The following is a 14,418-nucleotide window of genomic DNA, read 5'->3' as shown; positions in this document are numbered from 1 at the left end:
TAAATTCCGGTTAAATTATTATGTAAATCGGATAAATATATGTGCAAATCCATGATTTAACTAGATAAATTAATTTGTAAAACTTAGGATAAGATAAAGTGTAAATCAACACATACTAAAAGATGTACCTAATGCAGTGAATCCTAACGCTGTAGTAGCTATTAAACTGTTTAGATACATAATAAGTTTTTCAGAAAAAGGTGGCTGAGTAGAATGTGTAACTTTACCAACCCATGTACTTGGGGGCTGAATATCACTTTGCGATAACACAGCACTTAATTCAGAAATAATCTTTTTTGCTAATTCTTTACCTTCTATTAAGTACTTTTTAACTTCCTTGTCTCTTGAAACTTGTGCAAATCCCGTAAGCAAATGCATTGCCCAAATATTTGCTTCTATAGCTTCATTAATAAAACCAACTTCAATCGTATTTAATGAGCGTTTATCAAAAATAGGATTTAATCCACTCATATAATTGTTATCCTCAATAAATGTTGCTTGCTTTGGCATATTTACATAGGGAGACCTTGCGAGCACTCCTTTTCCTAATAGATAGTTTGTAGTTATCATATAATATTTGTTAGAAATATCGTAGTTTAGCTTAAATACATCATTAACCTCTTTCATATATGATGTAGTTGTGTATACAGCACTACGTCCAAGACTTAATTTCATTGCTTCTCGAAGAGAAATTATATGGAAAAAATCATCATATAGTGTAGAAGATTCTTTCATCTCATCATGTTCATTAAATCCTATTGGTATAACCGCTCCTTCATTATTAAATATATCTGCGATTTTATTTTTAACATTTTGTACTTCAACAATATAAGAATGTACTATGTTTTGGGCCTCTTTATCTATAGTTTTAATTTTAAAATAATCATACGCTATTAACCTTGATGATGTTAATATATAAGTCATCCATAATGTACCAATTTCTGATGAAGTTAATTGTATTTTTGCTTCAGTTGTCATCTAAATCCTTCTTTCTATTAAAATTTATAATATGATAATAACAGGTATATATATAGTTTTTATGAAAATTTTATTCTGAGATTTCTATAAATCTTTATATTTTAATCAAGTGTGAGTTTGTATAAATCACTTATTGTCAACTTATCTTATTCTGAAATTTTATTTTTTTATATAATTATTTTTGAATTCCTATTAAGTCTTTATGTTTTAATACAGCAGGTGGTTGTTCAAGCCACTTATTATCGATCATAATTTTAGCGCCCTTTTGAGAATATTTCATGATCTGAGCGGTATATTTAAGATATATAGCATATAAATCAACTCTTAGGCTTTCCGATACAGCCATACCCAAACTACTTACTGATGATGAACATAAAACTAACATGTGAGTTAGTATTAATTTTTCTGAAAAAGGCGATATTGTAGAATCAGTTACGAAAGAATCAGAAGTAGACGGGATTGGTATATCGTCATTCGAAAAGATTTCTGTTAATTCCGAAATTATTTTAGATGTTAGATCCCTGCCTTCAAATAAATAATCAGATATTTTTGCATTCTTTGAAACCTGTCCGAATGCAGTTGTTAGTGCTCTCCCAACTATGTTTGAAAAAGTGAGTCCAAATAGTTGAGTAACTTCATTTAAGAGCATTGATCGTTTTTCACCAAGTAACCCTACCATAAAATTCCGACTTTTAATATATTCAACTTTTTTACCTACTTCTACAAATGGTGCTCTTATAAATATACCCTTTGCTAATCGTAAATCCGCTGATTGGTTATACAAGTCTATAGAATCATATATACGTTTTGAAAAATAATTTCTTATATCAGAACGTGCTATTTCATTTAAAATTAATGTGTAATTGTGCATTGCAATTCTTGACATGAATGATAAATATGCCAAATAGAAAGAATCTGTAAATAAACGTGGAGCATTAATATTAACATCATTATCTGTAAATCCGTCTGGTATAGGCAATCCTGCCTGATTAAACAAGCCAGTAATTTCTGTAATATGTTGATTGGACAACTCAAATGTTTTCTGTAATAGGGCCTGTATTTCAGTATCTTCTACTCTATTTAGAAAACAGCTAAGAACTTTTACTGTTAAGCTTTCACTCATATAAGCATTCCATATTCCTGCTATTTCAGATGAAATCAGTGGTATTTTATTTGTATCACCCATAAATAAAACCTCCATTTATTTTTTTATGATTATATGTATATCATGCCTTAATTGATTTTATTTTATGCTATTATATGGTATTTTCATTAAAAAGAATAAGATATGAGGACTTATGAGTGCAATGCTCCAAGCATATAATGGCTTTTTATAATGGAGATATATTATGGAGAACAATATATAGTTAAATAATATTTTCTCCAATTTTTCCAATCCCCAAATTTATAGCAAATAGCAATGGATATGGCTGCAAGAAATATATGATACATAGAAACACCCACCTAACATGAATATGAATTATATTTAATATTATTTTTAGTAATTCCCTAATTAATTAAAATTATAATATTAATTGATTTTTGTATATTTAATCACCGATCAGATGGGCTGTTAATGCAACAAATTCCATAGTAGCAATTTTTTCAGATAAAATCATGATGTTTTCAACAAATTTAATGTCCATTTATGCATTAATATATATAACACAATTTTGATATCACAATTAAACAATTAAACAATGTCAATACTCAAACTTATATACTTATTTATAAAGTTCGTTATATATATGTTTAACCTACTATGCCTATATTACTAGCTTTTACACCCTCTTTAAAAAACATAAGAACTTTTTTTGATTTAATATGTACTTTACCTAATAAATAGAAAATGCAAAGGCAGGATGTGGAATCCAGATTACCTTTGCATTTAAAAACTAGCCATCAAATTAAGCTAATAATATAGTATATTACAATCTACTTTAAATTATGCTGTTTTGCTCTCATCTGCTATATATTTTAAGCAATCGTTAAATAATATACCATCTAATTATTTTTATATTTTTTACAAATAATATGTTAAATATTGAATACTTATTTTAGCACTTGATTTATAATATTCTTTAAAACATGATGGGTATTTACAAGACAAATGAAAGGTATATAAACCGAAAAACCATCTTATATCAATTTTACTATCCAGCAAAGGATTGGAACAATTATGATTGCGGGAAGATAATTTGCAACCTTGATTTTGGTAATACCTATAATATTCAGCCCAAGTGCTATGATCATAAGTGAACCTGCACAGGTGATTTCCCCAATGGCAGCTTCTGTAAGAATTGGTTGCAGAAAATGTGCCAGTAGAACAATTGATCCCTGGAATACAAAAACGAAAGCGGCTGAAAACAAAACACCGATTCCAAGACTCACAGACAACATTGTCGCTGATATCAAATCAAGCAATGATTTTGTAAAAAGCATATCATTGTTTCCAGTTAATCCCGAGTTGAGTGAGCCTACAATTGTCATGGCACCCATACAAAATAAAAGACATCCCGTAACAAAACCCTCGGCAACCGAATCGGAGTTGGCTGAAATTTTTTTAAGCCGTCTTCCAATACACTCTCCCAAAACGTTTAATTGCTTGTCAATATCCAGCCCTGTCCCTATAATGGACCCAATTACAATGGAAATGATAAGAATCAGAGTGTTTTTGCCTTTCAGTGTGCCCGATATTCCAATGTAAATGGTGCATAACCCTATACCAATCATGACTGCATCAGTATACTTTTTAGGAATTCCTTTCTTGCACAGTAGGCCGATAAGGCTACCGATGATAACTGTAGCTGTGTTGACTAGTACTCCTATCATTTTGAATTCTCCCTTCTGTTATTTTATATAAGTTTACTATTATTCTTTTCACTTGTAAAACAACGTGTTCTAATAGATATAAACTGAACCCCTGTTCATGAAGCTCATGTATTTATAGATTATTATATTTATTTCTATAACTATGAACGAATTCAGCTAAAAACAAAGCTGACACCTTATTAAAAAGATATCAGCTTTGTAAATTCAACATTTTATTATTGCATACTTATTTTATCATACTACAACTTCTAAAGTCCTTTTAATTTTGCTTTATGGATATACATATTTTTATCTGCTTGGATAAATGTAGAATATATAGTTTCGCTTTCATTTTTGTTGTAAAACGCATATCCATAAGCAAGTACTATTTTAATGTCCCTGGTTTGATTTACTTTAATTAACAAGTCATCTAAATTAGATAGAGCACTATCTAATACTTTCTTTGGAATATCGTTACAAATGACACAAAATTCATCACCGCCGATTCTATAAGCTTTACCAATACCCATAAAACTCTCCTCTATGGTTTTTGCTGCATGAAAAATTATTTCATCTCCGGCTTTATGTCCATGTTTATCATTAGTGCTCTTTAAGTCATTTAAATCAAACATAACAATTGTTGCATTTTTATCTTTAATTACATATTGTTCCATTTATTTGTCAAATGCAACACGATTTTTAATTTTAGTTTGAATATCATATCTGAATTGTAGTTCAAGCAAAAAAATATAATATATTAGCAAAGATATAGAGGTACAGCTCCAAATTAATATTAAATCTTTAAATAGAATCTGAAGGATGATTCCTAATATAGGTATACAAAAAACAGAAATTAAAATTTTTTTATCTTCCATTTCATATTTGACACCATTTTTGATTGCACTTATTACAAACAATACATAATAAAACATGCAAATTATAGTAGGCAATAAAAATAGATTTCCACGCGTATATTGATTTTGAGCATCTACGAAAAAAATCAAGCCTTTCTTATAACTTAAAACACACATAAAGGTATTAAAAAATAATGGTATCGCTAAAAAGCAATTATATGAAATTTTTTTTTCTTTATTGCTATTAAAGAATAAAAGCATAAAAGGAACTATTGGACTCAAAGAAAATCCTAATATATTAGCTATACGATGGGGCATTATAATTTTACTATTACTTGAAAATTCCATTAGAATAGTGATTATTTCCAAAACAAGCAAAATAGTTGTAGCCGTTGCTGCATATATGTAAATCATATTTTTTTTATTTGATATTGCAACGTTCCGCTTAGCAAATTTTATTGTAAAAGAAAGTGCAATGATTGCAAGAACATCCGTGCTGATTAATGATATCATATTAGTCATATCACTCCTTTGAATTTAATTCTTAATTAATTTTATGCTTAAAATATGTTATTAGTTACTTCATCATAATTTTCAATCAAGAAACAACTCTTATAAAAATTATAACATTATTTAAAATAATACTATATACTTTTATTAATGAAATGAATTGTAAATTTTAAATTTTTTATTTGTTTGAATATTGAGAGTATAATGCAGAAATCGTAATATACATTGATTTTTGATGTAACATTTTTGAATCTTTTATATATGCACTTATTCCCCCTATTTTAAACAATCCATCTATTGAACTTGTTGCCGCTGAATACTCTTTCATAAAATTTCCATATAAAATTGATTTTGCAGCATCTACTTTTTCTATAGCTTTTTGTACTGGATTTAATATTCTTTCTTCAATTATAGAAGGGTTTTCAAGCAGATCATCTACACTAACCTTGCTTAAAAAGTGCTTATCATTATCTGTTTTGTCTGTGTTACTTGGCTTAGTCTCATCTAATTTTCCAAAATCAAGTGTTATATTAAGAACCTTAGACAATATAACACTAGTTTTACCCTCAGATCCATTTAGCTGAATTGTCTTATCCCCTAATATATTATTTTCTTCATTTTGATTCATAAGACTTTCTAAATTATTTAATAATTCGCCAGTTTGCTTTTCGATTTTTGACTTATCATCCTCACTCAAATCAGGATTTGCATACAAATTTGATATCTCTTTGAGTTTGTTGCCTATGTCCTTTATATTGCCTAATCCTGTCTCTTTTTCTTTTAAAGTGGACATTCCACTTTCGATTTGTTGTTCTGAATTTTGACTAAGTGCTAATTGATCATTCATATTCCTTATTTTCTGTTTCATAAGTTCATCAGAAGTTGATTTTTGGCTATTAGTAATAATATTATTGTTATTAAGTACCTTTTGGAGTTGTTTGTTGATACAATTATTTATATATGAATTTTTTATGTTTCCAATAATCATTTTATATTTTCCCCCTTAAAATTAAAAAAACAAATCATATTATAGTTATCGAGATTAAAGCACAAAAAATCAGTCTAATTTTTTCAAATATATTTTGACAAGTAATAATATTAATAGTATAGATATTTTTTAAAAAATATAGTATATTAGGACTAAAGAATTTACAAATTTATTACATGTTAGTACAATGATATTATACATATCTAAAAATATTAATTATGCCTTACATGCATTTACATACTAAATTATACAAGGAGAGGAATAGAATTAAAAATAATGATCTAAAATATAAAAATTATTTACAGATTTTAAAAGAAGAGTTAGTGCCTGCCATGGGTTGTACTGAAACAATTGCAATTGCATATGCAGCAGCAAAAGCTAAAGAAGCATTAGGATGCACACCTGAAAAAGTTATTGTAGAAGTAAGCGGGAACATTATTAAGAATGTTAAAAGTGTTATAGTTCCTAATACAGGTCATTTAAAAGGAATAGCTGCTGCAACAGCTGCTGGTATTATAGCAGGCAACCCTGATAGAAAACTAGAAGTTATTTCAGAGGTAACTAAAGAAGATAAACAAAGGATTAAAGAATACTTATCTACATATCCTATAGAAGTTAAACTTGCAGATACTCCATTTATATTTGATATACAGATGAATGCATTTTATAAAGATTCTTTTGTAAAAGTAAGAATTGTAAACTATCATACCAATATCATTTTAATTGAAAAGAATGGTAAGATACTTTATCATAAAGAAACAACGGTATCAAAAGAAAATGGTCTTAGTAGCAAGGAATCACTAAATGTAGAAGATATTATTGATTTTGCAAATTCTGTGAAAATACAAGATATAGAAGATATTATTAGTAGACAGATTGAATATAATTCAAGAATTGCAGAAGAAGGATTAAGAAATAATTATGGTGCAAATATTGGGAGTGTTCTAATTTCAACATACGGCTGCGATATTAAAGTAAGAGCGAAGGCTAAATCAGCTGCAGGGTCAGATGCCCGAATGAATGGATGTGAACTACCTGTAATTATAGTTTCCGGTAGTGGTAATCAGGGAATGACAGCTTCACTTCCTGTTATTGAATATGCTAATGAATTAAAGGTTTCAAAAGAAAAACTTTATAGAGCTTTGGTTATTTCAAATTTAGTTACAATACATCAAAAGACTGGTATAGGAAGACTTTCAGCCTATTGTGGTGCTGTTTGTGCAGGCGCTGGAAGTGGAGCAGGCATAACTTACTTATATGATGGTGGGTATAGAGAGATTTGTCATACAATTGTTAATGCATTGTCAATAATTTCTGGAATGATTTGTGATGGTGCTAAAGCATCATGTGCGGCTAAAATTGCTGCAGCTGTAGATGCTGGCATTTTAGGATATTATATGTTTAAGGAGGGACAACAGTTTAAGGGTGGCGATGGTATTGTGAAAAAAGGTATTGAAGCCACTATATCAAATGTAGGTAAACTTGCAAAAAAAGGAATGAAACAAACTGACAAGGAAATCATCGAAATTATGATGGAATAATAAAGTTTTTAAATATACAATTTGGTATAATATACCAATTAATAAAGTCATTAATATATTATTAAGAAATAAATTTTGGACTAAAAAACTTTAACGACATCTAAAAAAACAAAGGGGCACTAATGTGCTCCTTTGTTTTTTATTGGTGATGATGTTCGCCATGATGATTGCATACTACATTTTTATCTTCTAACGTTCCATTAATATATTCATCAATAACTTTTTTATATTCTCCAGATGCACCTTTTATTACTTCAAGACCATTCTGCTTTAGTCCGTTAATTGCACCTGCGCCAATTCCTCCAGTAATAACTACTGTCGCTCCCTGATTTACAAGTAAATCTGCCAATCCTTGATGCTGATGTGCAAGCTCAGTTGCAGATACTTCTTCAATGTTTACAATTTTTTTATCTTCTATAGTTGCAATAACAAAACTTTTGCTCATTCCAAAATGTTGATTCACCATATTACCATTATTAGGTATTGCTATTTTCATATTATATTACCTCCACTTTTATTTTTTTGTTTTATTCACAATTTTATTTATAATACTATCAGTTATTTCAGTTAATTCAGTATTTAGCGTGTATTCTCCTCTGTTAGAGATATTAACAATTTCTTTGCACATTGGAATTTCGCCAAGTAAATCTAAGTCATTTTTATTTAAGAATTCGTCTATATTATCTGATTCGAATATTTTTATTTTTTTATTGCATTCTGGGCAAATAATATAACTCATGTTCTCTATTAATCCTATTACATCAATGTCAAGTTTATGTGCCATATTTACTGCCTTTCCAACAATCATAGACACTAAGTCCTGTGGTGTTGAAACCATTACAATGCCTGTAACTGGTATTGATTGCATTACAGTTAACGCAACATCCCCTGTACCTGGAGGCATATCTATAATTAAATAATCAAGTTCTCCCCATACAACGTCAGTCCAAAACTGCTTAACAACTCCAGAAACTGCTGGTCCTCGTAAAATAACTGGATCATCTTCATTTTCTACTAGAAAGTTCATTGAAATAACATCAATACCATCAGTAGTTTTAACCGGTATAATACCCGATTCATTCATAAAAGGTTTAACATCTTTAATACCTAATAGCCTTGGTATACTTGGTCCAGTAATATCTGCGTCCATAAGACCAACCTTATATCCTTTTTTGTTAAGTTCCTGTGCAATAAGAACAGATATTGTTGATTTACCTACTCCACCTTTCCCACTCATAACACCTATAATATTTTTAACTTTATTTAATGGGTTATTTTCTATACTACATGTATCTTTATTATCACACTTATCATTTGATGGACAATTATTACATTCAGCCATACACTACCGCCTTCTTTTTTGTCATATGCTATTTATATTATAATGCTATTATTTATTATTGTCAAATGCCAATAAATATGGTCTAATTCAAACAAACTTTGTAAAACTATTTATCAGAGGTAGTATTCTTATTGCATTGCCTCTGACAGAAACTGTTTCGTTTATTACAAGTAACTTCCTTAGAACCACATGACGGACAAACTTTTCTGTCTTCTTCATATTTTATTTCATAGGTGTTTTTACAGGATAAACACTTAAATTGACATACGTTTCTTGTATAATTTCCACCACTTATTTTTATTGCCTTTCCTTCTATTAAAGCTATAGCAATCTTTTTTCGTGCACTATCAATTATATTTTGAAATGTCTGTCTTGAAATTAGCATTTTCTCGGCACATTCTTCCTGATTTAATTCTTCAACATCCTTAAGTCTCATGGCTTCAAACTCTTCAACTTTTATTAATATTTCTTCGATTTCACATTTTCGTCTTCCTGCCGGCACAAAGTATGTATATTCCGGTAATTTTTCTATTCTTCTATTCTTCACTGGTCTTGCCATTAATATTATCCTCGCTTTTAATATATTTTATACGTGATCTTTAAACCTGGCATATGCTATATAAAATTTTACATCCTATTAATCATAATGTCAAATAACAATGTTTATGATTTAAAATCTATATGATATAATAGTATTATTATATTGGAATATAGTGATATATATAAAGGAGAGTGTTTAGATGCATAAATTCAATATTAAAAGCCTAGAAAAACTAGATAATCCAAAGCGAAGACAACTTATGCCTCCTGCCCAAACCTTAAAAAAATTTCATATAGGTGTTAGTGGTACATTACTTGATATAGGTTGCGGCATCGGCTATTTTAGCATCCCTGCAGCTAATATGCTAAAACAAGGAAAAGTAATTGGCTTAGACATAATGCCTGAAATGATTGATATTGCAAAAGGCAAAGCTGCTAATATTACTAATATAGAATTTATAAAAAACGAAGAATATTCATTTCCAATTGACGATACTTCAATTGACTATGTTTTTATAAGCAATGTTATTCATGAGATTGAAAACAAAACTAAATACTTCAATGAAATAAGAAGAGTTCTTAAAACTGGTGGACTGCTTTGCATTATTGACTGGAAGAAAAAAGAAACTGAAATGGGCCCTTCTGTTAAAGATAAAATATCAAAAGAAGAAATGATTAAAATCTGTATTGATGCTAATTTAAAATATATAGAGGATATAAGTATAAATATGGATCATTATGGTTTGAAATTTCAATTATCATAATCTCAAAAAAGTATGGATTATTTAAATAACCCATACTTTTTTATACCTTTGCTTAAACAAGTTCAAAAAATATAACAACTACCTAATATCTTCATAGTATTTTATTGCTCCTATAGTATTGTAATGCAATCGCATACTCAATTCTTTTTCTTTGCATATTACACCCAATTTCATAAGGCATTTTTACATTTCCAGTAAAATTATAATTATTAGCTTGGCAACCTCCACTACAATAAAATCTTGCCCAACATTTTTTACAATCTGGTTTATTATATATATTAGATTTTCTAAAATCTGTTGACATCTCTTTATTTTTAATGCCATCATACACATTTCCCATATAAAAAACTTTATTGCCTACAAATTGATGACAAGGGTATATATCTCCTTCTGGAGTTACTGCAATATATTCAAATCCAGCCCCACAACCAGATATTCTTTTATAAATACATGCCCCACCATTAATATTGATATTAAAATGATAAAAAATAACATCATCATGCTTTAACAGTTCATTAAAAATGATATCATACTGTTCATATATTTGTTCTAAATATTCTTTTTTAATAGATAAAGGATTATCAGCCGGTAACACCACTGGCTCAATTGAAATTTCCTTAAATCCAAAATCTATAAAATGTTTTACATCTTTAGAAAAATCTAAGTTTTGTGATGTAAAAGTTCCCCTTATATAATATTGTTTTTTAGATTTAGTTCTTCTTTCAACCATACTCTTTATTTTAGGAAGAATATCATCATAAGTTCCTTCACCATTAATTCCTACCCTTATGCTATCTTCTACTTCTTTTCTACCATCAATACTCAAAACAACATTTACCATATTTTCTTCCAAGTAATCCATAATATTAGGGGTTAATAATATGGCATTTGTAGTAATTGTAAATCTAAATTTTTTATTGTATTGTTTCTCCAAACCTCTTGCATAACTAACTGTATTTTTAACAACTTCCATATTTAAAAGAGGTTCCCCTCCAAAAAAATCTACTTCTATGTTCTTTCTTGAGCCTGAATTTTCGATTAAAAAATCAATGCTTCTTTTAGCAACATCAAAACTCATTAATATTTTTTGTTGATCATAACCTTCTCCATCGGCAAAGCAATATTTACATCTTAAATTACAATCATGAGCGATATTAAGACATACAGCTTTTATGTAATCGGGTTCTTTTTCAAAATTTTTAGCAATATATTCATATTTATCCTCAGAATATAATTGATCTTTTTTTATAAGTTCTTCTATTTCGTCATAGCATTCATTTAAAATATTTTCATCATATTTTCCTCTGTATTTGTTTATGACATTACTTCTACTATCAATACTATTTTCATTAACTATGTCATATATAGTTTTATCTACTACATGAATAGTTCCAGAGCTTACATCTAAAATAAAATACTCATCGTTACATTTAAATTTATGTATGTCATTCATTAAATTATTGTCCTCTCTTCATTCGCTCTCTTATTTATTTTAAATTACATTTTTACTACAGTTATTTATTTATGTATATAGTAAATAATAGATAGTACCCCACCCATTATTTACTTTAATTTTAGATAAAATCAATTTTAGAATAATCAATTTGCCCTTTAACATCAACTATCTCTCTATTGCAATGCACATATTCAATTTTGCCTACAAACATTTCATGTGAGCCAGTAACTATAGAATCCACTACCTTGCACTCTATGTTTATAGGACAATCTGCTAATAAAGGAGCATTTACCTTTATTCCTTCTTCAACTTTAATATCAAGTTTTGCAAATTTATCCTCATCCCTACCACTATGACTACCCAGATAATCAAACATTTCCTTTTGCTGCTTTGTAGCAAGATTCACTACAAAACATCCTGTTTCCTTAATAATTTTATATGAATATCTTGAAGGTACAATACCAACCATAACCATTGGTGGGTCATAGCTACAATTACAACAGTATCCTACTACTAATGCATTATTTTTACCATCGGTTCCTCTACAAGATACCAATATTTTAGCCATTGGTTGAAGACACGATTTCATATTTCCTTGAACTTTACTCATATTAACTCCTCCATTTTTAGCTTAATAACTCTATATCCTGATATATCAAGCATTGTTATCTTTATTATGTTCTTTACACCATTTTTTACAAAAATTTGTTTTTTTACTACAAAGTACATTTTCTGAACCACAAACAGGACATATATGCTTGTCCTGTTCATACTTTATTTCATATATAGTGTCACAATCAAAGCACCTAGCTTTACAAAATGTTGCTCTGTAATTTCCACCACTTATTCTTATAGCATTTCCTTCGGTCAAAGCAATAGCTATTTTTTTTCTTGCACTATCTATAACATTTTGAAAAGTTTGTCTTGATACCTGCATTCTTTGCGCGCATTCCTCTTGATTTAATTCTTCAATATCCTTTAATCTCATTGCCTCAAGTTCTTCTACTTTTAAAGCTATTTCTTCAATCTCACATTTAGGTTTCCCCCATGGAACAAAATAAGTATCATCTGGAAAGAATTCTACTCTTCTGCATTTTATTGGTCTTGACATTTTAATTCCTCCCTGCATTTACTACATAATCCTATGAAAGTAATATTTGAATCATATATTTTCAAGTTATTTTTTGTTTCTATTTTTTTGTTTAATTTTAGATAGTCAAAATTTAAGTTTTGACTATCTATATCAACTATATTATTACTTCTATAACAATTAAAATGAATATGCAGGGGGTTTCCACTAAATATTTTCATCTCATAATAGTTTATACGGCTAATGTTTATTTCTTTTACTATACCTAACTCATTAAATACCTTTAAACTTCTATAAATGGTAGCAATCCCTATATGTTTACGCTTAATCTTTTTGAATATTTCTTTAGCATTTATATGGGGCTTATTATCCAAAATAGTTCTCAATATTATTTCTTTTTGAATTGTAAATTTATAACCTTTTTTTTCTATGAGCTTTCTAAAAGGTATTAAATCATTATTCATAAAATCATTATTCATAAAATCATCCTTTATAATTATTCATTACAGTGTCCTTCATGTTCATGCTGCGTGCAAACACTTCCTGTTGATTTTAATTCACCCTCTATATATTTTTGTACTACATCCTCACACAATCCTTGTGCCCCAACTACTACTTCAATACCATTTTCATTAAATAATTGCTGTGCTGTTGCTCCCATGCCACCTGCAATAATAAGATTCACCTTTAATTCCTTTAAAAATACTGGAAGATATCCAGGTCTATGTCCTGGATTCTTAACAAATTCCTTTTTTAATTCCTTACCACTATTTACATCATATATTGTAAATCCCTCACAATATCCAAAATGTCCACTTACATTCTTTCCTTCACTTGCAACTGCTATTTTCATTTAAAATCCTCCTTCTATTTATAAATTAAATTTTATTTTACACATTCTTTTAAAACATTATAGGTATACTCTATTATTTCATTACAAGAAACGCCTTGTTTCTTTAATTGTAAGCATTCAAATGTACCATATTTTTCTTTTACTTTACTCATTATTTCCTTTGTATATTTTGTTGATCCATTCTTAGTCGTCGCTTCTTCTCTTCCTTTTAATGTTCCTAATGCCATAAGTGCACCTGTAACTGCGCCGCAAGTACTTCCTACCATCATACCCGTGCCAAAAGGACTAGCAATTGAAATTGGAATATTAGCATTATTTTCTTCATTAAATGCCTTTACTATAGATTCTGCACAATTATATCCTTGTTTATGATATTCTAAAACATCTGTCATTTGTATATGCCCCCTATTTTTAACTATAATTAGTTAATTGCATAACCCTGTAGTCAAGCGACTACAAGGGTTTACAATCATATATATACAGGAATTCCCCCAACTTTTGTCGAATTTATATTCATTACAACTAAATTCACCGAAGGGAGAGAATTCTATGCAATCAAATTTAAAACAATTATCACTTGCTGATATTTACACAGATATCGATGATTACTTTCAGCAAGATAAACCCAGATTAATAAAACTTTTTGACCAATATATTGATTTATCAGAGTTAATTCCTCAAACATTCACTA

The 14,418-nt window shown here is 28.8% G+C and carries 17 protein-coding genes; 2 read left to right on the top strand and 15 right to left on the bottom strand.

Annotation, left to right across the window (positions count from 1 at the left end):
* Positions 1-105: 105 nt before the first annotated feature.
* The 6 genes from KPL38_RS14565 to KPL38_RS14540 form a co-directional block, all read right to left on the bottom strand.
* On the bottom strand, positions 106-978 hold the full coding sequence (locus KPL38_RS14565; protein WP_216289874.1) for a DUF3231 family protein: 873 nt from the start codon (positions 976-978) through the stop codon (positions 106-108).
* Positions 979-1,153: 175 nt separating this feature from the next.
* Complete coding sequence (locus tag KPL38_RS14560) at positions 1,154-2,164, bottom strand: DUF3231 family protein (RefSeq protein WP_216289873.1); 1,011 nt, start codon at positions 2,162-2,164, stop codon at positions 1,154-1,156.
* A gap of 953 nt (positions 2,165-3,117) precedes the next feature.
* Complete coding sequence (locus tag KPL38_RS14555; protein ID WP_216289872.1) at positions 3,118-3,810, bottom strand: DUF554 domain-containing protein; 693 nt, start codon at positions 3,808-3,810, stop codon at positions 3,118-3,120.
* A 248-nt stretch (positions 3,811-4,058) separates the two neighbouring features.
* On the bottom strand, positions 4,059-4,463 hold the full coding sequence (locus KPL38_RS14550) for a GGDEF domain-containing protein (protein ID WP_216289871.1): 405 nt from the start codon (positions 4,461-4,463) through the stop codon (positions 4,059-4,061).
* On the bottom strand, positions 4,464-5,156 hold the full coding sequence (locus KPL38_RS14545) for a hypothetical protein (protein WP_216289870.1): 693 nt from the start codon (positions 5,154-5,156) through the stop codon (positions 4,464-4,466).
* A 175-nt stretch (positions 5,157-5,331) separates the two neighbouring features.
* On the bottom strand, positions 5,332-6,141 hold the full coding sequence (locus KPL38_RS14540) for a hypothetical protein (protein ID WP_216289869.1): 810 nt from the start codon (positions 6,139-6,141) through the stop codon (positions 5,332-5,334).
* A 227-nt stretch (positions 6,142-6,368) separates the two neighbouring features.
* Here KPL38_RS14540 and KPL38_RS14535 point away from each other — a divergent pair, with 227 nt between their 5' ends.
* Entirely contained in the window at positions 6,369-7,682 is a 1,314-nt protein-coding gene (locus KPL38_RS14535) for an L-cysteine desulfidase family protein (protein WP_216289868.1), read from the top strand.
* 139 nt (positions 7,683-7,821) lie between these two features.
* On the opposite strand, the gene KPL38_RS14530 is transcribed toward KPL38_RS14535, so the two are convergent.
* The 3 genes from KPL38_RS14530 to KPL38_RS14520 form a co-directional block, all read right to left on the bottom strand.
* Positions 7,822-8,178, bottom strand: a complete 357-nt coding sequence (locus KPL38_RS14530) for a NifB/NifX family molybdenum-iron cluster-binding protein (RefSeq protein ID WP_216289867.1) — start codon at positions 8,176-8,178, stop codon at positions 7,822-7,824.
* Between the two features lie 18 nt (positions 8,179-8,196).
* Positions 8,197-9,024 carry an Mrp/NBP35 family ATP-binding protein gene (locus KPL38_RS14525; protein WP_216289866.1) on the bottom strand — a complete coding sequence of 276 codons (828 nt, stop codon included), beginning with the start codon at positions 9,022-9,024 and terminating at the stop codon, positions 8,197-8,199.
* Between the two features lie 106 nt (positions 9,025-9,130).
* The gene (locus tag KPL38_RS14520; protein WP_216289865.1) at positions 9,131-9,583 is read right to left on the bottom strand and encodes a DUF134 domain-containing protein; all 453 of its coding nucleotides are present in this window, start codon (positions 9,581-9,583) and stop codon (positions 9,131-9,133) included.
* Between the two features lie 181 nt (positions 9,584-9,764).
* Here KPL38_RS14520 and KPL38_RS14515 point away from each other — a divergent pair, with 181 nt between their 5' ends.
* Complete coding sequence (locus KPL38_RS14515; protein ID WP_216289864.1) at positions 9,765-10,328, top strand: class I SAM-dependent methyltransferase; 564 nt, start codon at positions 9,765-9,767, stop codon at positions 10,326-10,328.
* Between the two features lie 91 nt (positions 10,329-10,419).
* Here KPL38_RS14515 and scfB read toward each other — a convergent pair whose 3' ends face one another.
* The 6 genes from scfB to KPL38_RS14485 form a co-directional block, all read right to left on the bottom strand.
* On the bottom strand, positions 10,420-11,781 hold the full coding sequence (gene scfB, locus KPL38_RS14510; RefSeq protein WP_216289863.1) for a thioether cross-link-forming SCIFF peptide maturase: 1,362 nt from the start codon (positions 11,779-11,781) through the stop codon (positions 10,420-10,422).
* Positions 11,782-11,902: 121 nt separating this feature from the next.
* Positions 11,903-12,394 carry a flavin reductase family protein gene (locus KPL38_RS14505; RefSeq protein WP_216289862.1) on the bottom strand — a complete coding sequence of 164 codons (492 nt, stop codon included), beginning with the start codon at positions 12,392-12,394 and terminating at the stop codon, positions 11,903-11,905.
* A gap of 45 nt (positions 12,395-12,439) precedes the next feature.
* The gene (locus KPL38_RS14500; protein ID WP_216289861.1) at positions 12,440-12,895 is read right to left on the bottom strand and encodes a DUF134 domain-containing protein; all 456 of its coding nucleotides are present in this window, start codon (positions 12,893-12,895) and stop codon (positions 12,440-12,442) included.
* Positions 12,880-13,338 carry a Fur family transcriptional regulator gene (locus KPL38_RS14495; RefSeq protein ID WP_216289860.1) on the bottom strand — a complete coding sequence of 153 codons (459 nt, stop codon included), beginning with the start codon at positions 13,336-13,338 and terminating at the stop codon, positions 12,880-12,882. Before KPL38_RS14495 ends, KPL38_RS14500 begins: the two co-directional genes overlap by 16 nt.
* Before the next feature lie 32 nt (positions 13,339-13,370).
* Positions 13,371-13,727 (bottom strand): NifB/NifX family molybdenum-iron cluster-binding protein, encoded by a 357-nt coding sequence (locus KPL38_RS14490; protein WP_216289859.1) that lies wholly within the window; start codon positions 13,725-13,727, stop codon positions 13,371-13,373.
* Positions 13,728-13,759: 32 nt separating this feature from the next.
* A complete protein-coding gene (locus tag KPL38_RS14485; protein WP_216289858.1) occupies positions 13,760-14,119 on the bottom strand; it encodes a C-GCAxxG-C-C family (seleno)protein in 360 nt (119 codons plus the stop codon).
* Positions 14,120-14,418 lie beyond the last annotated feature (299 nt).

This window comes from Clostridium psychrophilum, assembly GCF_018861705.1.
Taxonomy (GTDB): Bacteria; Bacillota; Clostridia; order Clostridiales; family Clostridiaceae; genus Clostridium_AD; species Clostridium_AD psychrophilum.
Note: the sequence above shows the minus strand (reverse complement) of the source record. Positions and strands in the feature narration are given on the sequence as shown.